The organism is Wolbachia endosymbiont of Onchocerca ochengi (genome assembly GCF_000306885.1).
GTDB lineage: Bacteria > Pseudomonadota > Alphaproteobacteria > Rickettsiales > Anaplasmataceae > Wolbachia.
Map to the genome: position 1 here is coordinate 365,866 of NC_018267.1, position 23,730 is coordinate 389,595.

The following is a 23,730-nucleotide window of genomic DNA, read 5'->3' on the forward strand; positions in this document are numbered from 1 at the left end:
TGAAATTACAAATTCCTCTTACTTACATACAAATTCGCAGCTTTTAGTTTTACTATATACAATTACTATTAATTCAACAACATAATTTAAAGGAGTATTTCCAAGAAAATTCTTTATATTAATACTCACCTTTACTTTCCAAGCCTTCTTTAAGAAATACTAACCTCAATCATTAACACAAGACCTGAATAATGATCGTTCTCCGCTTTTAAGAGTTAATATTATTCTTCACTTAAATTACCACCACCTTCCATCTGCTGACTTACATACTACATTTTGATCTTACCCTATTTTGAACATTGCTTAGTTTTCACAAGTACCAGTTTAATTATATTGATCTACATTATACGCACCACCATAATTGGTGTAGCTCATATCAAAGTACTCAAAAGATTGAAGGTTTTAAGATTTAACATTGCTATATGTTCGGTCAAGCTTACCAAAATTAAAGTCGTAGTTATTATTATTCACAAGCACAGCAGATACATAAGAAACATTATTCCCTCAATAATTTTAATCTTATCTGTCGCAGAAGGCAAAGTTATGTTGATAGTTTTTCCTGCTATTTTTCAATTCAATCATATCATCTAGCATAAGTATTTACCACTGATTAATCTATAAGTCATAATTACTCTCAACAAACTCTAATTTTGATATTATTAGGTTAGGAGAATAAAGCAACTTCAGTAATTGATAGACCTTCAGGTGTAACTTTTCCTAACCAGCATCGATAAAAATAAAGAGCGCCGAAGTGTAGTATCTACAACTGCATGATCGCTCAAAAACGCAATAATATCTTTAATAATATAGTCTTCTTTAGCAAAATTCTGGATTTCTTTCGGGATTAGAGTATCATTAACATCAATAACAGATCTAAAGAACAAAGAAATTGAACATGGTAAAATGGCTAATACCTGATCAGCTTATTGATTATAAGTATGCTGTAAAATTCATGGAAACAAAAGTTCAAGAAATTTATAACAATTCATCCGACGAGCTAGTATGGCTACTCCAACATCCTCCACTATACACAGCAGGGATTAGTGCAATAGATGATGAAATCGTTGAAGAATTGTTTCCTGTGCATAAAACAGGTAGGGGTGGTAAGTATACATACCATGGTCCAGGACAGCGTATTATATATTTAATGTTGAACCTTAAAAAAAGAAATAAATGCGATATAAAACTATATATTAGAAACCTAAGTAATTGGATCATAAGCGTTTTAAGGCACTTCAATATATTTGGAAAATTCAAAGAAGATAGAATAGGTGTTTGGGTAACTAAAAATGGAGTAGAAGAAAAAATAGCAGCTTTCGGTATTCGTTTAAGAAAATGGGTAACTTACCATGGTATAGCGCTCAACGTCTCTCCAGATCTTTCTCACTACAAGGGCATTATCCCTTGTGGACTAAAAGACTACGGTATTACATCAATGAAAAAACTAGGAGTTGAAGCTCCACTGCCTGAATTAGATGATATACTAAAAAAAGAGTTTTATAAGATATTTTAATATATTTCATCATCGTTTACTTTTTATACTCCAATTTATTTTCTATATAGACTAACTCTATCTATAACAATCAAAATCAAGTTGATATTATTCTTCCCTCTTCCAAGAGAAAAGAGTTAGACCTTATTACTATTAAATATCAAAGCTTTTACTATAACGCTTTGATATTTAACTTTCACCCATTTTTTGGAGAAAATATGCAGTAATGACAATCCTCTTTTTTCCAACTTTGATAAATTTTGAGCAAATAATTTTGATTAGTACACCAATTAATAATAGCAAAATAATTTAGTATATTAGGGAAAATATGAACTTTTTATCTAATTTCCTATTTAGAAAGATAATCCTCTAGTAAAAAAGAAAGAATTATTTAAAACAAGCTCATATTTCTAGTGAAGTGGAAGCAGAAATTTTGATAACTTTACTAACTTCGGTACAATAATCTATTGAATCTATAAAAGAAAGATTCACAGAAAGTGTCAATTTTTCTATATCAATTTTCCAATAAAATAGGCAAATTCATGATCATTATATAATCCTTTATTCTTTAACACTTACACTACTATTATAGTGTCAAGACGAGAAAAAAGATTTTTATTTCTTATGGGTATATACAAAACATAAATTTTGCAGATTAATTTGCAATTAAATATCTGTAAAATCATCCTAACAAAAATATTTCAATGCATTTTCAAATATGAGCATCCCATCACCATACTTTGGCACAGCGGACTTTAGGCGCTTACACTTTTCTTTTTCAAGTGGCCAGTTATCTTGCTGAGTAAAAAATATCCCTCTCTCCGGATGAGGCATTAAAGCTAACACCTTACCATTCCTATCTGACAAAGCTGCTAAGTCATATATGGATCCATTTGGATTATAAGGAAACCGCAAGTTAGCATAGTTACCATTCTCATCAACGTAACGCAGTGCAATAGAGTTATTTTTAATCAAATGGCTCAAAACACCATTGCTCATAAAAAACTTACCTTCCCCATGAGCAATAGGAAGATACAACTCATCTAGACCATGTAGCCAAATAGAATTACTATGTGGATTAACTTTAACTCTAATCCAACGACATTGATAATTGCCTATATCATTACGTACTAAAGCTAAATCAAAAAATTCTGGAATTAATTTTACTAATATTTGACAACCGTTGCATATTCCTATAACAAGCCTGTCCTTAGATAAAAAATCTTGAAATTGATTCAATAAGTTGTTCTTAATGCGTAGAGCAAAAGCATTACCAGCACCAGTGTTATCACCGTAAGAAAAACCACCTGGAATTACAAGTATATCACTCGATTTCAATTCACCCGGATTACATATAATCTCATTAATATGAACAATTTTTACTTCTACATTACTAATACCAAGTTTTCTGCTACACTCTACAAATGCAAATGCAGTTTCTTTTTCACAATTTAAACCATAACCAAATAAAATAATAACTTTCATGAATTAAAAATTAAAAAACTCAAATTTTCTTCTCACAAAATTTGCCACTAAATTTAGAGCAAATAACATTATCAGTAAAGCTATAATTGCAATAGCAGCAAGTTCAATAAACGCAATTTCAGGACTACTTGACCATATGTATATTTGTACAGGTAAAACAGTTGCTGGATCGAAAAAGGATACAGGCGTATCAGCGATAAATGCTACCGTACCCACCATAAGCAAAGGAGAAGATTCACCTAAAACTCTTGCAACCGCAAGCATAGTACCATGTATTATTCTTGGTAACGCAATCGGCAAAGAGTGATCTAATATTACCTTGATATGAGGAGCCCCAAGAGCAAAAGCTGCATCCTTTATCGTAATAGGAACATTTGCAAAGGCATTTTTTGTTGCAATTATAATATTAGGCAACATCATAAATGAAAGAGTCATTCCACTAACAATTGGCGAAGAACGAGGTAGTTCAAATATGCCAAGATAGAGGGTTAGGCCTACTACTCCAAATATTATTGAAGGTACTGCAGCCAAATTATTTATACTAACCTCTACAATATTAGTCATTACACTATTTCTTGACATAAACTCATGAAGATAAACACCTGACATAATTCCTATTGGTAATGCTAAAGCTAAGCATACCATAATCGTCATTAAAGAGCCAACAAATGCTCCTAAAATTCCTGCATTTTCAGGTTCACGAGAATCAGATTTAAGAAACAAAGATTTATTAAAGAATTTTTTTACCCTTTTCTTCTCTTTTAGCCAGTTAAGTAATTTAGCGTGATGATCATTAAAATACTTATTCTTATTTATTGAATTAATTATACTTGATGCGGTAAACCAGATTTCATATTTACCACCATACTCCACTTTTCTACAAAAAAAGTTCTCTAACTCCTTATAAGAACTACGACTCAGAATCTCGTCACTATTTTTAAAATCAGTTCCTTTAAATACTCTACGCAGTGAATCATTAAGTAGTTCAATGGATTTGTATCTTAAATCACTAGGACTACCCGCTAAAAAAAAATCAGAGTTTACTTCTATTGGCAATAAAATTTTTGTTATTGTTAAGGCGCTATAAGAGTTAATTAATATACTCAGCAATATACATATAGGACAACCAAGTGAAATAACTAACGTTATAAAAGAACAAAAATACAATACTCTATTTCTTTTATTTTTCTTTTTTATACGAGTGTGTACACGCCTGGAGCGAAGCAACCTAAGGAATTTTGTCTCTATGCTCATTTTATAACTATTCTAAATAAGATATTCTCTCATATTAAATACTAATACCTTTTTTGTCACCTTAGTGCTCACATTATTGTATGATGTTGACGTCAAAACTCCATTTCACTCACCTAGACCCTATCGCTTTTATAAGTAGTACGCTCTTTTATTCTCGCAGACTTTCCAAATAGTTTACATAAGTAATACAGCTTTGCTCTACGAACCTTTCCCTTCCTTGTTACTTGAACTGAAACTAACGTAGGAGAACAAACAAAAAATTGGGATACTATACTTTCCTCATAACTCACTTTCCTAACCGTAAAAGAAGAGTGTAATCCACGATTCCTCTTCGATATACATACACCTTCAAATATTTGGATACGCTCACTTGCACCGTCAACTATTTTAAAAGTGACCTTTAAATCATCACCAGAACGAAACTCTGGTACTTTTTTAATTAGCATTTCCATTTGTTTATTATTAAACTTTTCAAGTAAATTTATCATTTATTTCTCCACCTAATAATTCAGGTCTACGTCTCTTTGTTATAATTTGAGACTGCCTCTGCCTCCAATCATTTATTTTTTCATGGTCACCAGACAACAAAACTTCAGGGACTTTACGTTTTCTCCATTGCTTAGGTCTAGTATATTGAGGATACTCAAGTATACCACCAGTATAACTAAAACTTTCTTCAATAAGACTATCTGAATTACCTATTACTCCAGGAAGAAGCCTAACACATGTATCAATAACCACCATAGCAGCTGGTTCACCTCCTGAAAGGATATAATCTCCAATACTTAATTCATAAGGAGTATACTCATCAATCACCCTCTGGTCAATACCCTCAAATCGACCACACAATATTGTTATGTGAGAGAATTTTATTAATTCTCTTGCAACATTCTGATTAAATTTTGTGCCAGATGGAGTCATATAAATAAATCTAGTATTCTTATGGGCAGAAAAAACACTATCAACTGCACTACCAATCACATCGGGACGCATAATCATTCCTGCTCCACCTCCATATGGAACATCGTCTACTGTTGAATGTTTATCTTCAGCAAAAAAACGTATATCTACTACTTCAAGGTTCCATATTTTTTTTTCTAACGCTTTTCCAGCAAGAGAATACTCTAGGAACCCAGGAAGCATCTCCGGAAATATGGTTAATATTGTAATATTGAACATCTTTATAGATTTGTAGCAAACCTAAGTAGAAATTGATATAATGTTTATAATACATAGTCAAACCATTTATGCTACCAGGTAAAATAATATATGAAGGTAAAGCTAAGTCTATTATTGAAACTAAAGACCCATTAACCGTGATACAGCACTTCAAAGACGATGTTACAGCATTTAATAAAAAAAAACATGAGGTTATTAAAGGTAAGGGAATAATCAATAATTTTATCAGTGCTTTCATTATGGAAAAACTTGAGAAAATGGTAATTAATACACACTTTATAAAAACTCTAAACGAAAGAGAACAGCTAGTTAAAAAACTAAAAATTGTACCTCTTGAGGTAGTAGTGAGAAACATTGCAGCAGGAAGTTTTTGTAAGCGCTTTAATATAAAAGAAGGTAAAAGACTTACATCTCCTATAATTGAGTTTTTTTATAAAAATGATAATCTAGCTGATCCAATGGTAAATGAAAACCATATCATATATTTTGGCTGGTTATCTCGTAAAGAAATAGAAAAAATTAAAATTATAACCTTAAAAGCCAACACATTTCTAACAAACTTGTTTTCAAACGCAGGAATGGACCTGGTCGATATCAAATTAGAATTTGGCAGATTAATAAATAACAGTACAAAAATCGTCTTAGCTGACGAGATTAGTCCTGATAATTGTAGATTCTGGGATAAAAATACACACAAAAAATTAGACAAAGATATTTTTCGTTTAAGCTTAGGGGACTTAAAAGAAGCATACTTAGAAGTTGCAAAAAGGTTGTCATTAAAGTTAGATTAACTAAGTACTATTCTATCAAAGGAAGGGTCACATACCTCATTGAGTCTTCCAATAATTTCAATTTTCTCCCCATGTTTTTGAAAATGATCTTTCACATTTTGCATATTCTCAGGATCCACGATCAATACCATACCAATACCACAATTAAATATCTTTAACATTTCTTTCTTTCCTATCTTGCCTTCTTCCATTAACCATAAAAATATATCTGGCCATTCCCAAGAACTAGTATCTATATTTGCAAACAAATTTTTTGGAAGAATCCGTGGGATATTATCTACCAAGCTACCACCTGTGATATGTGCAATACCTTTTACTTGCGGTGTAATAGGTAACAGAGAGTCAACATATATCTTTGTTGGCTTAAGTAACACTTCTCCCCAAAATTGGCTATTCCATGGAGATAAATCATTATAGCTTATACCTAAATCTCTAAAAACACAACGTACTAAAGAGAACCCATTTGAATGAATTCCACTTGACTCTAACCCAACTATATAATCACCAGCCTTCATTATACTATAATTCGGAAGAATTTTACTTTTATCAATTATTCCAACTACAAATCCTGCAAGGTCATAATGATCATTGTCATACATTCCAGGCATCTCTGCAGTTTCCCCACCAACTAACCCTATCTTAGCTTTCTTACATCCCTCTACAATACCACAAACTACAGAAAGCAAAATATCTTTATTCAAAATACCAGTTGCAAAATAATCAAGAAAAAATAAAGGTGTTGCTCCTTGTGCAAGTAAGTCATTTACACACATTGCAACTAAATCTATACCTATAGTATCATGTTTATTTACTTCTTGAGCTATTAACAGCTTTGTACCTACCCCATCGGTTGAGGAAACTAATACAGGATGATTATAATTTTTAATTAACTTAGCAAAATCAAACAGTGCAGAAAAAGAACCTACCTCACTAAGTACTTCTTCCTTTTTAGTTTTCTCAACAATGAGTTTGACTTCTTTCATCAACTTATTATACAGTTCAAGGTCTACTCCCGATTTAGAATAGGTATTCATAATCTCTTTATAAACTTCATAGTTATTAATACTATATTAATAAGCCATCACAAAAAGTACAACGAAACTTCCTCTCAATTGACTATCACACATTTACCAATATAGGGTAATTTAAATCATTTACAATCGCCTAATGAATGAAAACATCAAAAACATGTTATTAATAACAGAATTACTGTCAGGACAGCTGCTTCATGACTTCGCTAATTCTATGAATGGAATAATGTTTGGCTTAGAAGAGTTTGAAGAATATAATAAGAATAATGACATTGCGTGCAAAGAAGCGTTGTCATTACTTAAAGAAAGTTCTGATGATTTAATAAATAAACATAAAGTTATGAAGCAAGCATATTCTTCTTCAGCAGATAATTACAATTTTGGCCAAACTAAATCTAACATTGAAAGTTACTTATTAAAAAAAAAGTAAAGTTTATGTGGGAGATAGACGAATATCCTGTAAAAGGTAAAGAAGATTTAATTGAAAAAATAAATAAGATAATTTCTAATATGGCACTAACTATAGCTAGTGTAATAGCAGAAGTTGAATTAGTTTCTGTTTTATTAAGCCAAACAGAAGGTAAAACGTTATTAACTATAAAAATTTTAAACAAGCACAAGTTAATGAGCAAATCTTTAGCAAACAAATTAACAAAAAAAGATAGTATTAATTTAAATGCAAAAGATGTTAATGTCTATATGACTTCTCTATTACTAGAATATTATAACACTGAAATACATTGTTCTTGTAAAAATAATTTGCTAGAAATAGGTTTAGTTTTAACTCAAGGATAACCTCACACTTTACAAAAAGCATCTACAAGCTTAAGTATTAGTATAGGAACTAAAGTTGTTCAGCATCTTTAAAGGAAGGCATACTCGCTTAGCGAGTATCAACACGTTGTAAACCCTCTTATCTAAAAATGAGACAATTTTTTATAAAGGAGACCAATCTACTTTTTATAATCATTGAGGTCTAATATTATTCTATTAATGTAGCGCTCACTTGCATCCTTAATGATAAACTTTGCACCATTTTTATACTTGATAATTTCACCCTCAGAAGGCACCTTACCTGCAATTGAAAGAATTAATCCACCAAGCGTAACGTAATCCTCTTTTAGATCACGTAATTCTATTTTTAAACTTTCCTCTATATCTTTTATAAGAGCCCTCGCTGACACCTCAAATTCATTTTGAGATAACTTAATAGTTGTGCATTCAAAAGATTCATTTTCACTATTAACGTTCGGTACTAATTTTTCTATAAGGTCGATCATTGAAATTAAACCATCAGTTCCACCGTATTCGTCTAGTACAACAGCTAAGTGTGGTCTAGCAGACTTCATTTTAATAAAAAGGTTAGTAATCTTCATTGAAGGCGGAACAAATATTACGTTTTGCACAAGACTTTTCAAATCAAAAATCTCATTTTTATCAAAAAGAACATCTTTCACATAAAAGAATCCTATTATGTTATCAAAGTTGTTCTTATAAACCAGTATCTTAGTGTGGTGAGTACTTCTTATCTTTTTTATTACTTCATGTTTACTTGACTCAATGTCTAACGCACATATTTCTGTACGTGGAGTCATTATATCAGTTATATTACAGTCATGAAATTTCAGCAAATCATTGAATATATTAAAACCTGGCAGATTTTTCATTAGTACTTCGATTGCACATTTTCTCAGCATACGAAATCTCCCGAAAAGAAACAGAAAGACTTTACACACAATCTTTTCTCCTAAAGTCCTTTTTTTATTCAAGTTACTTCCTGTAATAGATAAAACACTTTCATATTAGATTTATCAAGAAAACTGTTGTCAAATATTTAATAAGTGTGTGAATAACATTAAATTAATCTGTGAGTTATATGTTGATATAAGATATTAACAGTTTCTCAACAACTTTCTCACCAGCATATACATAGCTATGTAACAACACACAACAAAAAAAAATTTTTCATAAAAAGAGATTGCCAATAATTTAAACATTTCACTTATACACACGGTTTACAATAGAAAGCCAATAACGTACTAAAGTTATTAACATACTTATCTACAAGTGAGACAAAGAGAGTTATCATTAACCTTTAAACTAGCAACAAATTATTAAGAATCTATTATTATTATATATATACCTTTTATGTAAAAAATGAGTAAATCAATAATAGCAAGAATTATTAGAGATAGTAAACAAGTCGAAAAAACACCAATTTGGTTAATGCGTCAGGCAGGTAGATCTCTCCCAGAGTATCATAAAGCAATGGAAGGTGTGAGCAACTTTATGAAAGCATGCTATAACACAGATCTAATTACAAAACTAACACTCCAACCAGTAACAAGATTCAATATGGACGCAGCCATAATTTTTTCAGATATCTTAGTAATAGCTGATGTTTTAGGGTGTGATATAAATTTCGTACGTGGCATAGGTCCAGTAATAAAGCCTATAGAAAACCCTAAAGAGTTAACTGATTTAGAGAAAATTGAGACTAAAACTTTGCCAATTCTAAATGCTATAAAAAAAGTAAGGTATGAATTATCAGAGGAAAAGTCCCTTATAGGATTTGCTGGGGGACCATGGACAATAGCTTCATACATTATAGAAGGTAGAAACAATAGAACTTTCTACAAAGCGCTAAATTTTTGTTCCTCAAAATTGGAAAAAATAATTGAACAAATAACAGAAGCAACGATTATTTATCTAACTAAACAAATAGAGTATGGAGTGGACGTTATTCAGCTATTTGATAGTAATGCTGGCATTCTTTCAGAAAAATTATTTAAAAAATATATCATTAAGCCAACAAGAGAGATTGTCTTAGCAATAAAAGATAAATTTTCAGATTTTCCGATAATAGGTTTCCCAAAATCTGCTGGAAAGCTCTACAAAGATTACTGTCAACAGACTAGTATATCCGCGATAAGCATAGATTATGACATTTCAGTAGAATGGGCAAAGACAAATCTAAAAGTTCCTTTACAAGGTAATCTTAATCCTAGTCTTTTAGCCTACGATCAAGCAGGGGCAATTAAAGAAGCAAAACATATAATAGATTGCTTTAGAGATTTACCTTTCATATTTAATCTTGGGCATGGAGTGCTTCCTGATACTCCAGTTGAAAATATTGCTGCATTAGTGAATCTAGTAAAAAACTATTAACACGATAACGAAATCTCTGGCTTTTTTGTTAAACGAGGTTTATTATTTGGATTTGGCTTCAGTAAGATTATGTTAGAACTCGCAAAAAGAATGTCTTTAATAAAACTATCACCTACAATTGCTGTAACTGATAAGGTAAATAGACTAAAAAGTCAAGGAAAAGAGATCTGTGTTTTAGCTGCAGGGGAACCAGACTTTGATACTCCAGGTCATATAAAGAAAGCAGCTATCCAAGCAATAAATGAAGGTAAAACTAAGTATACTGCTGTTGATGGAACCCGTGAGCTTAAAGGAGCGATAATTGACAAGCTAAAAAGGGACAACGATCTTGAATATACGCCTAGCCAAATCTGTGTTGGTGCTGGTGCTAAGCAAGTACTGTTTAACTTGCTTATGGCAACGATTAACCCTGAAGATGAAGCTGTAATTCCAGCTCCTTGCTGGGTTTCGTACGTTGATATGGTAAGCTTTTTTGGCGGCTTACCAGTTATGGCAGAATGCAAGGAAAACTTTAAACTGACATCAGAGTTATTGAGAAGTAAGATAACTGAAAAGACTAAATGGTTAATTCTCAATTCGCCAAATAATCCAGCAGGAGTTGTATATACATATGACGAATTGAAGAAAATAGCACAAATATTGCTTGAGCATCCACACGTGAACATTATTACGGATGATATTTACGAACACATAGTATACGATGGAAAGTTTTTTACTATTGCTCAGGTTGAGCCAAGGCTCTATGACAGAGTTTTTGTAGTTAATGGAGTATCAAAAGCTTATGCAATGACAGGTTGGAGAATAGGTTATGTTGCTGGTAGAAGTGATGTAGTAAAAGCTATTTCTATACTGCAGTCTCAGAGTACTTCAAATCCAAATTCAATAGCACAGGCAGCAGCGGTTGAAGCATTAAATGGTAATCATGATTTTCTAAAAGAAAGGATAAAAATTTTTAAAAATCGCAGAGATTTTGTGGCTGAAAAATTGGGCTCCGTTCCAGGGTTGTCGGTGTTTATTCCACAAGGTGCGTTCTACTTGTTTATTTCGTGTGAAAATCTGTTGGGTAAGAGTACAAAAAACGGTAAAGTAATAAATAATGATCTTGATTTTGCTGAGTATTTGTTAGAAGACCATTTAGTTGCTGTGATTCCAGGGGTTGCGTTTAGTCTGAAAAACTTTATTAGAGTTTCTTATGCGACTTCTCAGGAGCAACTAGAGATTGGGTGTAATAGTATTGTAAAAGCATGTGAGATGCTAAGTTAGCTATTCTGTATTTCCTTGTGTTAATAAAATAAATCTAATATATGATATATTTAGTATTAGCTAGCTTATTTTAAGTGGTATAGAATTGTACCTCTAAAATAATAGTAATATGGCTTTTTTTTTATTATCCTTTCTATAGGAACCGTTCTAGTTTATAGCTTTGTAAGTCTTTATTTTGTCTTATTGGCGATAAGTATAGTATGTTTCTTTTTATACATCTTGCATAATTTAGATTAGCGTAAGTTATATAGGTATAATAATGATGGGAATAAATGTTTTTTAATGATCTAGTTAATTTTAGACCGTTTAATTTTTTCTTACTTTGGTAACGTTCAATATTTTAGGCTTGAAGGTTTTGCTAATAAATGATTAGAAATTAGTTGTAACCAAAAATCAGAGCAAAGTAAGTTAGGAAATTTGTTTTCCTATGTTAGTAATGTTTACTAGAAGTTATCTTTAGCTTTCTAACTTGTAAAGAAAGCCGTACCCCATTAATCAAATGAACACATTTTTTATGTTTAGCTTCTCATTTTTCTTATTTTGTTAAATCAAGTTTATGTTGTTTATCTTATTTGCTAAATTTTCTCCTTTAGATTTTTTAAATAGCTTCCGTTGATGTGATGTTTACTATTGAATTTTGTAATGACTTCTTTCTTTTTTAGGTAAGTGCTTAGAAGTTTTAGCACTTAGTGTTTAGCAAAAACCTAAACAAATTTTTATCAAGCCTTAAATCTTTATATAGACTTTCTAAATCTTTATCATAGTGCTTTGCTTGATTTACGATGATTTTATTATTTCTTCTATCTTGCTTAAAAGCTCTCTATTTAGTCTATCATGTCTGTTACCTAGATGGTGTGTTAGGTGTCTTACTTAATACTTTCATATGTGATTTTGTAGTATATTGTTTGTTGTTTTTATGTTCGCTGATCTATCTTTTACTTTAGTATTATGTCATTCTATATGTAAAGAGGCTAATCAACTGGGTAGATGTAATGGTTTTGATGCTAAGTTTGTTAAAAATTATGCTATTTAAGATAAAATTTTATTACAAAATAAAAGTATAAATAAAATTTGTGAAGGAAACAAAGTAAAAAGCCTTTTTAGAAAATATTCTCTTTATGCTATAAAATTTAGTCGATATATGATAGTTATGAATTTAATTTTGTTAAACTTTAATAAATTGAAAAAATATTTGCAAAGATGTTGCTTTTTGTAGCTAGAGCACCTATAGTAGTAAATTTAAAATGAGTTTTATGTTACAGAGAAAGTTTTTAGTATGGTTATTAGCATCACTCTTTTATGCATATCAATATATATTACGTGTAATTCCAAATGTAATCACACCTGGGTTAATGACAAAGTTTAATATAAACATAGTTGATGTCGGTCAATTTAGTGGGTTATACTATGTAGGATATACATTAGCTCATATACCTGTTGGTCTTTTTCTTGATAGATCTGGGCCAAAGCTTATTTTGCCTATATGCACTATTTTAACATTTGTTGGAACACTACCACTTATATATTTTGATGAATGGTATCCTTCAATTCTTGGTAGAATACTTGTTGGAGTTGGATCATCTGCTTCAGCAATTGGGATCTTTAAAGTTGCAACCATGTATTTCTCTCGAGAAAGATCAGCAAAAATGACTAGTTTATCTATAATAATAGGGTTACTGGGAGCTATTTATGGCGGATTACCTCTAGATTTCTTACTTAATAGCTTTGGTTGGGATTATGTTATATATGCTTTCTCAATAATTGGTTGTTTACTCGCTTTGTTGTTATTTTTTGTAACACCAAATAATAATACACAAGAAGCTATAAATAGCAATATACTTCAAGATTTAAAAAGTGTACTTTGTAACAAGCACATAGTTTTGATTAGTTTTTTTGGTAGCTTAATGATTGGTCCACTAGAAGGTTTTGCTGATGGCTGGGCAAGAACGTTCTTATGTGAAGTCTATCAGATAACAGGAGATTTGGCATCTTTTCTTTCTTCTTTTATATTTATAGGTTTTGGAGCTGGAGCATTTTTTTTAGCTTTTTTACTAGAGAAGTATCCAAGTAGGCATTATGAAGTGATTATTACATGTTCTCTTACAATGATTATCAGCTTCATCTTACTTTTTATACAGGTTGGTGGTTTATATGTTGTGGTTCCTACACTTCTTATTATCGGCTTTGCATCTGGATATCAGGTAATTACCATTTACAAAGCAATAAGCTACGTAAGCAATAACTTAGTAGGACTAGCTACAGCTGTTTCAAATATGATAATTATGATTTTTGGCTATTTTTTTCATATTGGGATTGCAAAAATAGTAAGTTTCTATTGGGATAGAACAGTAATACAAGGGAATCCTGTGTATGGTCCTGAACTGTTGATAAAGGCAATATCAATTATTCCTGTATGCCTACTTTTGGCTGTTTTCGGTTTTGTGTGGTTAAGGAAACGTTCTTAAAACTACTTGTAGATAGAGTGTATTTTAGTATTATTAAGCTTAACATGGTTTGATTTATGGCAAGCGTTTCAGAGGAAGTTTTCATCTTTAAAAAGGGTTTAAGATTTTCTGATAGTGAAGTTTATCAATCTATAGAGAAAGAGTTGCAGCGTCAAAGGTCACAACTGCAACTGATTGCATCAGAAAATTTTGCAAGTAGAGCAGTAATGGAAGCGCAAGGTTCTTTTCTAACTAATAAATATGCAGAAGGTTACCCAGGAAAAAGGTATTATTGTGGCTGCGAATATGTAGATGAAGTTGAAAATCTCGCCATAAAAAGACTTTGTAAACTGTTTGGTGTTAAGTTTGCAAATGTTCAACCTCACTCTGGTTCTCAGGCAAATCAAGCAGTGTTTGCTTCACTGCTTTCTCCAGGTGATGCAATACTTGGTTTATCATTAAGTTGTGGTGGGCACTTAACTCATGGTGCAACGCCGAGTCTTTCTGGTAAGTGGTTTAAGTCAATTCAGTATACGGTTAGACGAGATACTTATTTGCTCGATATGGATGAAATAGAAGAACTAGCGCTTGAGCATAAACCAAAATTAATAATAGCTGGTGCTTCTGCTTATCCAAGGAGAATAAACTTTAAGCGTTTTCGTGAGATTGCAGATAAGATTAGTGCATATTTACTTGCAGATATTGCTCATTATGCGGGGCTTATAGCAGTAGGTGAGTACCCATCACCTACTGAATATGCACATGTTATAACCTCTACTACTCATAAAACTTTACGCGGCCCTCGTGGTGGGGTAATAATGACAAATGATGAAGTATTACATAAAAAAATTCAATCTGCAGTTTTTCCAGGATTGCAAGGTGGACCGCTTATGCATGTAATAGCTGCAAAAGCTGTTGCATTTAAAGAAGCATTAGCACCGGAGTTTAAAACTTATAGCAAAAAAGTTATTGAGAATGCTAAAGCTTTGGCTCAAGCTCTGAAAGAGTATGGGCTGAACATTGTAACTGGTGACACTGACTCTCATATGGTGTTAATTGACTTAAGACCGCAGAAATTAACTGGAAAAGGCGTTGTGGATAGCCTTGAGAGAGCTGGTATTATTTGCAATAAAAACTCTATACCGTTTGATACAGAAAAAACGACTATTACTTCAGGACTGCGTTTCGGTACCGCTGCTGAAACAACACGTGGGCTTGAGGCGAAAAATTTTAAAGAAATAGCTGAGCTAATAAATAAAGTAATTCAGGGATTAATTAGTGGAGATAGCTCAAATGTCGAAAAAGTAGTGAAAGACAAAGTTGAAAAGATTTGTAATAATTTTCCTATTTATTAGTTGTGATGATATATATATTGCATCATCCTAATACAAATGTATAAGCTATATGGGATTGTGGTTTGTAGTTAATTTTTATAATAGACAGTGTTTTTTAATACTTTTGATGATATCGCCTCAATATGTAATACTTGAATTTAAATAATGAAGATTATCTTTGTTCTATGGCTTAACTATAAGATCTAGTTTTTGAAGTACTTAGATTCCAGTGTGTGATGCTGGAATGATAAAAAAAATACAAAAGTAAGTATTGTAATATGTAATCTAAGTTAATTTACCAATCACTAGGAAAGTTAAATATTTTCGTTAATTGAAACCTCAAAAACTAGTTGGATATTATTTTTTTACAGAGCCTTACAATTTTCTGATTCTTTACGTTGACCTCAATTTTAACGATACTTTAAAACGTTGTGTTACTGCTAGGGTTCCTTTTACTTTTACTGCAGTACGTAAGTCTGTATTTTCTACCATAGCTTTTTTGTGAGTCTATGTTACTTACAAGATCTATTTCTAATGAGAGTTTTTGAGTACCTTTACATCTTTTTTCCTAAAATTATTTTTGCTTTTGTAGCGCTGAATAGTTAAGCAGCTGCATCTATAACTCCGTGGTAGTAAGCTTTTTTGCTACTTTTTCTGTAAGAACTAGTTTATCGGTTTTACTATTTTCTACAGAAGTAAATTTTTCAGAGCTGCACCTAAATTGTTTATATTATACTTTTTGTATAATACCATAATTAAGCTCTCTATTTGTTCTTCCTTTTCCTTCTATGTCAAGAGGTATATTTGTTTTGCTTACCTTATCTTTCAGGTTGTAATTTTAACTTTCCTAAATTTATTGTGCCAGTGATTTTATTTTGTGTTTTGAAAGCTGAACCAGCTGTTACAACATTCTTCATTAATTACAAAAACTATGAGATGCATGAAAAAAGCATAATTTTTATGAATGCTGAATTTTACATAAATTTTCTGAAGGCTTATTGTTTTAGAATTTTCCTCCTATTATCCAAATATGTAGCAGATTGTATTATAGGTTACTTTAACTAAAAGTATTAAGAAATTTGTTAAACAAAAAAGATAGAAAAACTTATTGATATTTATATTTATTTCTTTATTTATAGTATAACAATAAACTTAATATTGTGCTTATTGTTTCTAATTCTAAAATCTAGTTTGTATGTATGTTTCTAACAAAAGCTAGTTAGTAGACTTTATTACTTAAAGATGAGAAGCGAGGTTATTACTATTTCTAGTACGCTGTTGTTCTGTTGTTTTTTTAGTGGTGTATTTTTGAGAAAAAAATTAAGTGATTTATAGCAATAATAGTACAATCAGTAGTTTTTTCAGTAAGGGTTTAGGAGTGTAGGTTACAAAGTTGTCCTGTATACTTTAGTTTTTTTAATGCGGTTAAATTTTTTTAATGAAGCCAAACTTGTCTCAGGAGTAAGTGATAAGATTGCTGTTGTTTATTTATTTGATGGTGAGAATGTGAAAAAAGTTACGGGGTATATAAGCTAGAGGTAACTTTTATTGTGTTGTAAAATATAAAAGTTAATCTAAAATGCTAGAGCTAAACTTGAAAAATATTACAGTTAAGTTTTCTGTTGATGATCATATAAATAAGATTAATCTGAATGAAGGAGAACTTTATTAGTATTAAACAGAAGATAACTCACGTAGTTAATTCTAATCATGTGCTTGTACTAGTATATATTTCAGAAAATAAAATAAGCAAATAAGATAGAGCTGGGTAGTATAACTTAAATTAATTTGCTTAACAGAAGAGAATTAGAGTGTAGAAATATGCATAAATAATAGTGAAGCTATATTCTTGCGGGGAATTAACTATAGCGTAAGCCTACTTAGATGAAAAGTTTGATGTAAATCCATTCTTCAACTCTAGGATTAAATAATTATGGTATTCTTAATATAAGAACTGTTAATAACAGTAATTATGCAATATCTATACTAGTAGAAACTGTTGATTACAAAGGCAATGAAGTTTTGTTAATATTATATAACGGAGATAAACCTATAAAAATTAATAGTATTAGGTCGCTTGTCTGTTGATAAAGTTTAGCTTATATATATACTAAATTTCTTGTGTAGTTTTTACCTAAATGACGCCAGATAAAAATTACTTGCAATTTGATATACTTTGTGCCAGCTCCTTTATCATAAGGATAATGGTATTCAATTGTCTTTAATTTTATGTAGATTGAACGATAAGAGCATTATGTAATTAGTTTTATATTTAATTTTTATGTTATATGTTCATGTCTTTATTAGTTTCACCTTATATTCTTAGGTTTTTAAATTAAAATACACTATAATTTGTTTAAGATAATGTAGAACACCAATTTGCAAAGGTATAATATAAATGAGTAAACGACTGTCTGCTGCTAAGTTTCTTCTATCTTTTTTTGTTTAGGAAATTTCTTGAATATTAAAAGAATTTAAAAGCACGCAGTGTCACAAAAAATACTAATATCATAATAAACAGTAAATTATCTTTCTTTGTTTAGTTAAAGTTATCTAGAGAATTTCTTAGCTGAAAAAGCTAACTATATTTTCTTTTACTTCCATGCTGTCTGTCATATTGTTTATTCTCATGCGAAATTCAGATGAATTTTTAAGCCCGATACTATACCAGCCTATATGCTTGCGGGCTATTTTCATTCCTGTATCCTTTCCGTAATACTCAAGAACACTATCGTAATGTTCAAGTATTATACTTAATTTTTCTAAGGCTGTTGGTTCGGAGATTTTGCTTCCGCTTATAAAATTCATTGCTTGATTAATCAACCAAGGTTTACCATAAGTACCACGACCTATCATCACTCCATCTGCTTCAGACTCTTTGAGAGCTCTTTGAATATCGTTTAAATTTTTAATATCACCATTTACTATAACTGGAATTTTTACTTGCTCTTTGACGCTTCTAACAAATTTCCAATCTGCTTGGCCACTGTAAAATTGTGCTCTTGTTCTTCCATGAATGGTTATCATTTTTACGCCTAGATCCTCTGCAATTTTTGCTAAACGTGGAGCATTACGACTTTCATTGTTCCATCCAGTACGCATTTTTACTGTAACTGGCACATTAACTGCTTTAACTGCAGCTTCAATTATTTCAGCGGCCTTTTTTTCATCACGCATTAGCGCTGATCCTGCGTAACCATTTACAACTTTTTTTACTGGGCACCCAAAATTTATATCTATGATTTTTACACCCATATCCACATTTAATTTTGCAGCTTCTGCAATCACATCCGGCTCATATCCAGCAAGTTGCACAGCAGTCAATTCATCAACTTTAGCTTTTTGCATACTTTTGCGAGTATGTATAATCATGGCTTTGCTTGCGATCATTTCTGAGACTAATAAACTTGCACCAAGTTTCTTTACAATACTTCTAAATGGGTAATCAGTTACCCCAGACATTGGTGCCAAAATTACCGGAGAATTGATTATTAAATTTCCTATTTGAAGGGGTATAAGGTTCTTTTTCATAATAACATAATGCTATGCCAACTTTTCTTTTCCTTTTTTGAAGTAGAATATAATTATGAGCTCACATAACAGCCCATTTTTCAAATCTTCCTTCCATTATTCATCTTTTATGAATGCTTCTGTAAATTCTCTTCTTTTCTTATTTAAATTAAATCTATATTTTGATAGCTCTTTATCAATTTCATCAAGTGGTTTGCCTTCACTGAGCTTTTGTGTAATTTTATGATCGTTTTCTAACGCAAATATTCCACAGTTACAACTGTCGTTTTGCTGCTTAATCGAGGAATTTACTATATCATTGCTCTCTATTTTTAAGATCTCTTCTAGTGCACTTACTATACTATTAGTGTTTATTGGAATGTTAACTAATTTATTTTTTTTGTTCCGGCGCATTTGTACTGTTTTTTTTGGACATCTTTACCCATTTCTTTTTTTCTTTGTGCATTTAGCTTTCACTAGCTTGCTTATTTAGGGGGTAACTAACTCATTTGCATTTTCTGTATTATTAAGTTGCTTACCAAAGCGGTGGTAGTTTAGCTCTAAAAGAATCACAATAATAGGCTCTAAATTATTTACTATTTGAATTGTATGCAACTACTAACGTAGCCCAATAACACTTTCCTAAGTTTATCATTGAAGTGAACGTTACTTTTTGATCTTTCTGTTCTGCCTTATTTTTATATTTTATCAATCTTTCATTAAAAGTCTCAAGGTTGCCAGGAGTACAAAGGGATATATAGTCATCTAAACTTTCTGAATAGTTATATACAGCTCTTGCAATATGAGCAATATCATGTTGTTGTAACCAATAGGTATAATTTTCTCTATTTGTTTGATGTACAAGCGTTGGTAAATTTTCATAAAGTTCTTTACCATCTAAATCATTGTCCTTTAGAGTAGGAAAACTTATATAACTGCTGTTCTCTAAGCTATGTTTATTACCTGCTATAATACCACTATTCTCACTTGGAACTTTTTGCTTATTTTGATTTGCTTCTTTTTTACTAATAAAGCCTTTGATTAAGCTGTATAAAGTCTTGATATCATCTTGCATGTTACTGTAAAAACTACTCCTGTTACAACCTGAATTACAGGATGAGAAATTAACACAGTAAATGGTAAAGGTAAGAGAGGAAATTCTATTATCGACCTCAGATAAGCAATAAGGAATGTAGCTGTCAGATATGTACCAGGAGCGTAGATAGCAAATCTCCCATTAGTTTTAAGCTTAGTGAAGTGAGTGCTTCCTTTGAACTTATTGTATCTTTTTGTTATGGATAACATATTAGTTCTACGGACACTAACTAAATTTTAATGAATTTTGAGAATAAGGTCAATTGTACTGATCTTAGCGTTTGTTAGTAATATGAGTAAAGATATTGAGTATTAAAGACTTTTGAGGTACAGTAACAATGTTGGTAGTAATGCAATATATGCATGACATAAGATATATACGAAAAAAACCTGAAGAATTTGAGAAGATTATGAGGGAAAGAGGAATTAAAGAGTTTACCGTAAGAAAGGTATTAGAAATTGATCACGAAAAAAGATTATTGACCACTAAATTGCAAGATTTAAATAGGCAACTTAATGAAATTACAGAGGAAATAAAAAAACTTAAAATGAGCAATAGCCCTTGCGAAAAGCAAATAAAATTGTCAAGAAGTATTGCAAGTGAAATAAAGGTGATTAGCTTAAAGGAGCAAATAGAGAATGACAGGTTGGTGGATATCTTATTTAGTTTACCAAATATTCCTATGCAAGATATACCAATGGGTGAAGGTGAGAGTTCTAATTTAGAGATTAGAAGGTATGGAGAAAAAAGACAATTTGGTTTTATAGCAAAGTCTCATTATGAACTCGGGGAAGGGTTGAATTTAATGGATTTTGAACAAGCGACGAAAATTTCTAGGTCAAGATTTGTAGTGTTGAAAGGGAAATTAGCCAAGCTTGGACGAGCATTAATAAATTTTATGCTTGAAATGCATGTTAATGAATTTGGCTATACTGAAGTATATCATCCAATTTTAGTGAAGAATGAGGCGATGTATAACGTTGGCCAGCTGCCTAAATTTTCTGATGATTCATATTTGACTACCGATGAGTTAAGATTGATTCCTACAGGTGAAGTTGTTTTAACAAATTTAGTTACTGGTAAAATAATAGAAGAAAAGGAACTGCCTATTCGTTTTGCTGCGTATTCAGAGTGCTTTCGTAAAGAAGCTGGCAGTGCAAGGCGGGATACAAGGGGTATGATAAGACAACACCAATTTGGTAAAGTAGAATTGGTAAGTATCACAACTGAAAGCCAATCAAAAGACGAACTTGAACGCATGACGAGTATTGCTGAAGAGATATTAAAAAGATTAGAATTACCATATAGAGTGATGCTGCTATGTAGTGGTGATATGGGTTTTGCTGTGCAAAAGACTTATGACATAGAAGTATGGTTGCCTGGGCAAAATAAGTACAGAGAAATATCAAGTTGCTCGAGTTGTGGTACATTTCAGTCAAGAAGAATGAATACTAAATATTCTTTAGAGGCTGATAAAAGGGTGAAAAAATACGTTCATACTTTAAACGGCTCAGCCTTAGCTATAGGAAGGACGATTATTGCCATAATGGAAAATTATCAGAATTCTAACGGGTCGATTGCAATACCAAGCGTGTTGCAAAAGTATATGAGTAATGATACCGTTATAGACAGGTAATGGTTTAAGTATGTGGAAAAACGAGGAAATTAAAGATGAAGGTTCTAGTTGTGGGTTCTGGTGGACGTGAGCACGCTTTGCTTTGGGCTCTCAAAAAGTCTCCTATTTTAACTGAGTTGTATGTCGCTCCTGGACGAGCAGCTGTGAGAAATCTTGGGGTTCTTGTGAACATAAATATTAAAAAACCAATTGATGTTACACGATTTTGCAAAAGAGAAAATATAAAGTTAGTTATCATTGGCCCAGAACAACCAATAATTGATGGTCTTGCTAACAACTTAGTTGCAGAGGGAATAAATGTTTTTGCTCCAAGTCAAGCTGCTGCAAAACTTGAAGCGTCAAAATCCTTTACCAAGATGCTGTGCAGGCAATATGGCATACCAACTGCTAAGTATGAGTGTTTTATTGATGAGGGATTAGCTAAAAACTTTATACTCAGCAATAAGATAAAATTTCCACTTGTGGTAAAAGCAAATGGGATTGCTGCAGGGAAAGGTGTGATAATATGTAATAGAGAAAGCGAAGCTTTTGTAGCAATAGATTCGATGCTGGTAGAAAAGAAATTTGGTGAATCAGGTGAGGAAATAGTTATAGAGGAATTTTTAGTTGGGGAAGAGATAAGTTTTTTTGTTCTTGTTGATGGGTTAAAAGTAGTAACTCTTGGATGTGCGAAAGATTATAAAAGGGTTGATGAGAGTAATGATAGTCAGAATACTGGAGGTATGGGATCATACTCATCACCTTCGATGATAAGTAAGGATATGGAACAAAAAATTGTCCAAAGAATAATATACCCGACAATTCAAGCACTGGCTAATATGGGGACCCCTTATCGTGGAGTGCTTTTTGCTGGTTTGATGATTTGTAAAAATGACCCAAAACTTCTTGAGTATAATGTTAGATTTGGTGATCCAGAAATACAATCTATTTTGCCTAGATTTGATAAAAATTGTGATTTATTAAAATTGATGTTATCAGTTGCAGAAGGAAAATTAAGTTCCAAAATGGTGGAACTCACCAACAAAACTATAATTTGTGTAGTTGTTGCAAGTAAGGGCTATCCAGGTAATTATCAAACAGGAGAAGTAATTAAAGGGTTGGATAAAATTGAAAGCATTCCTGGTATATTGGTGTTTCATGCTGGTACTAAATTGGATAAAAGTGGTAATTGGATTTCTGATGGTGGAAGAGTATTAAATGTAGTAGGAGAGGGGAATACTTTAGAGGAAGCTAAAAATAAAGTATATTCGGCGTTAAATTTTCTGCGATGGCCAGGAGGATTTTTCAGGTACGACATTGGTAGTTAGTATGTGCTTGTATATTAAAGATTAAAGTCAGGAATTTTGATTGTCTTTCTTAAGTGTATTTTGGTGTGCTGGATACATTATTCAAGTGGTAATGGAATTGGGAAAAAATTTATAAAAGCATCTAAATTAATTTTATTCAACTTATGAAATTTTCTTAACATTTTAGGAATGTGTGTTTTTAGTGGAATAGAAAAATATGTAGGTAAAAAAGGGCAGAGAGAGAGTTAGAGACAAAATTATAATATTATATATACTGTTGTGTAAGGTATTGAATAATATGGTGGGTAGTGAGCGTTAGATATATTTAAAGTCGATAAATCTAAGGGTAGATAAGCCTAAAAGGTAATTAAGTATGAATATACTGGAGTATAAAATGAGGAGCTTATTGATGATGCTTTATTTATATTTAGGAAAAATGCTTGTGTTAAATTACTCTAAAAGAGGTAGAGATATGGAATTAAAGTGGAAAAAGTTTATAAACAGTGAAACCGGGAAATAATTTTAGCTAAGTCTTTATACACATCCTATATATAGGTAATAGCATTATTTTTGTTATTGAGGGGGGGAATTATAATGGTTAAGGAAAAACTTAAAATATGCCTAACCTTAAGAAGAAAGGGTAAGAGAGTCAAATTACATTATGTAGAATTTCTGTCAACTTAAGCTAAATTAAGTTAGCCTACACCATATATTAGAGTTTTTGAGGAGGTCTCAATTTACTTACTCCATCATTTTCTTTA

Annotated in this window: 19 protein-coding genes; 10 read left to right on the plus strand and 9 right to left on the minus strand. The window is 31.5% G+C overall.

What is annotated here, in order from left to right; translation table 11 throughout:
- Positions 1-895: 895 nt before the first annotated feature.
- Positions 896-1,513 (plus strand): lipoyl(octanoyl) transferase LipB, encoded by a 618-nt coding sequence (gene lipB, locus WOO_RS01400; protein WP_014868908.1) that lies wholly within the window; start codon positions 896-898, stop codon positions 1,511-1,513.
- 666 nt (positions 1,514-2,179) lie between these two features.
- On the opposite strand, the gene WOO_RS01405 is transcribed toward lipB, so the two are convergent.
- From WOO_RS01405 to trmD, 4 genes are all read right to left on the minus strand, one after another.
- Entirely contained in the window at positions 2,180-2,977 is a 798-nt protein-coding gene (locus WOO_RS01405; RefSeq protein WP_014868909.1) for a phosphoribosylformylglycinamidine synthase subunit PurQ, read from the minus strand.
- A 3-nt stretch (positions 2,978-2,980) separates the two neighbouring features.
- Positions 2,981-4,231: a phosphate ABC transporter permease PstA gene (gene pstA / locus WOO_RS01410; protein ID WP_014868910.1), complete on the minus strand. Its 1,251-nt coding sequence runs from the start codon at positions 4,229-4,231 to the stop codon at positions 2,981-2,983.
- 113 nt (positions 4,232-4,344) lie between these two features.
- The gene (rplS, locus tag WOO_RS01415; RefSeq protein WP_014868911.1) at positions 4,345-4,719 is read right to left on the minus strand and encodes a 50S ribosomal protein L19; all 375 of its coding nucleotides are present in this window, start codon (positions 4,717-4,719) and stop codon (positions 4,345-4,347) included.
- Positions 4,703-5,410, minus strand: coding sequence for a tRNA (guanosine(37)-N1)-methyltransferase TrmD (gene trmD / locus WOO_RS01420; protein ID WP_014868912.1), 708 nt, complete (start codon positions 5,408-5,410; stop codon positions 4,703-4,705). Before trmD ends, rplS begins: the two co-directional genes overlap by 17 nt.
- Before the next feature lie 68 nt (positions 5,411-5,478).
- Here trmD and purC point away from each other — a divergent pair, with 68 nt between their 5' ends.
- Positions 5,479-6,201, plus strand: a complete 723-nt coding sequence (gene purC, locus WOO_RS01425; protein WP_014868913.1) for a phosphoribosylaminoimidazolesuccinocarboxamide synthase — start codon at positions 5,479-5,481, stop codon at positions 6,199-6,201.
- Here purC and purM read toward each other — a convergent pair.
- A complete protein-coding gene (gene purM / locus WOO_RS01430; protein WP_014868914.1) occupies positions 6,198-7,235 on the minus strand; it encodes a phosphoribosylformylglycinamidine cyclo-ligase in 1,038 nt (345 codons plus the stop codon). The two genes, purC and purM, sit on opposite strands and share 4 nt — an antisense overlap.
- A gap of 133 nt (positions 7,236-7,368) precedes the next feature.
- Here purM and WOO_RS01435 point away from each other — a divergent pair, with 133 nt between their 5' ends.
- Entirely contained in the window at positions 7,369-7,662 is a 294-nt protein-coding gene (locus tag WOO_RS01435) for a hypothetical protein (RefSeq protein ID WP_014868915.1), read from the plus strand.
- A 5-nt stretch (positions 7,663-7,667) separates the two neighbouring features.
- Complete coding sequence (locus WOO_RS01440) at positions 7,668-8,027, plus strand: hypothetical protein (RefSeq protein ID WP_014868916.1); 360 nt, start codon at positions 7,668-7,670, stop codon at positions 8,025-8,027.
- 158 nt (positions 8,028-8,185) lie between these two features.
- Here WOO_RS01440 and WOO_RS01445 read toward each other — a convergent pair whose 3' ends face one another.
- A complete protein-coding gene (locus WOO_RS01445; protein ID WP_044135399.1) occupies positions 8,186-9,001 on the minus strand; it encodes a transporter associated domain-containing protein in 816 nt (271 codons plus the stop codon).
- A 388-nt stretch (positions 9,002-9,389) separates the two neighbouring features.
- On the opposite strand from WOO_RS01445, the gene hemE reads away from it, so the two are divergent.
- The 4 genes from hemE (at position 9,390) to glyA (ending at position 15,462) form a co-directional block, all read left to right on the plus strand.
- Positions 9,390-10,400 carry a uroporphyrinogen decarboxylase gene (hemE, locus tag WOO_RS01450; protein ID WP_014868918.1) on the plus strand — a complete coding sequence of 337 codons (1,011 nt, stop codon included), beginning with the start codon at positions 9,390-9,392 and terminating at the stop codon, positions 10,398-10,400.
- 69 nt (positions 10,401-10,469) lie between these two features.
- A complete protein-coding gene (locus WOO_RS01455) occupies positions 10,470-11,663 on the plus strand; it encodes a pyridoxal phosphate-dependent aminotransferase (RefSeq protein ID WP_014868919.1) in 1,194 nt (397 codons plus the stop codon).
- A 1,253-nt stretch (positions 11,664-12,916) separates the two neighbouring features.
- A complete protein-coding gene (locus tag WOO_RS01460; RefSeq protein ID WP_052307035.1) occupies positions 12,917-14,128 on the plus strand; it encodes an MFS transporter in 1,212 nt (403 codons plus the stop codon).
- 56 nt (positions 14,129-14,184) lie between these two features.
- The gene (gene glyA, locus WOO_RS01465; RefSeq protein WP_014868921.1) at positions 14,185-15,462 is read left to right on the plus strand and encodes a serine hydroxymethyltransferase; all 1,278 of its coding nucleotides are present in this window, start codon (positions 14,185-14,187) and stop codon (positions 15,460-15,462) included.
- Between the two features lie 2,544 nt (positions 15,463-18,006).
- On the opposite strand, the gene dusB is transcribed toward glyA, so the two are convergent.
- From dusB to WOO_RS01480, 3 genes are all read right to left on the minus strand, one after another.
- Complete coding sequence (gene dusB, locus WOO_RS01470; protein WP_014868922.1) at positions 18,007-18,972, minus strand: tRNA dihydrouridine synthase DusB; 966 nt, start codon at positions 18,970-18,972, stop codon at positions 18,007-18,009.
- 96 nt (positions 18,973-19,068) lie between these two features.
- Positions 19,069-19,365 (minus strand): hypothetical protein, encoded by a 297-nt coding sequence (locus WOO_RS01475; protein ID WP_044135400.1) that lies wholly within the window; start codon positions 19,363-19,365, stop codon positions 19,069-19,071.
- Between the two features lie 175 nt (positions 19,366-19,540).
- A complete protein-coding gene (locus tag WOO_RS01480) occupies positions 19,541-20,026 on the minus strand; it encodes a hypothetical protein (protein WP_044135401.1) in 486 nt (161 codons plus the stop codon).
- Between the two features lie 379 nt (positions 20,027-20,405).
- Between WOO_RS01480 and serS the strand changes: the two genes are divergently transcribed.
- Positions 20,406-21,683: a serine--tRNA ligase gene (gene serS / locus WOO_RS01490; protein ID WP_044135477.1), complete on the plus strand. Its 1,278-nt coding sequence runs from the start codon at positions 20,406-20,408 to the stop codon at positions 21,681-21,683.
- A gap of 35 nt (positions 21,684-21,718) precedes the next feature.
- Positions 21,719-22,990: a phosphoribosylamine--glycine ligase gene (gene purD, locus WOO_RS01495; RefSeq protein ID WP_014868924.1), complete on the plus strand. Its 1,272-nt coding sequence runs from the start codon at positions 21,719-21,721 to the stop codon at positions 22,988-22,990.
- Positions 22,991-23,730: the final 740 nt, after the last annotated feature.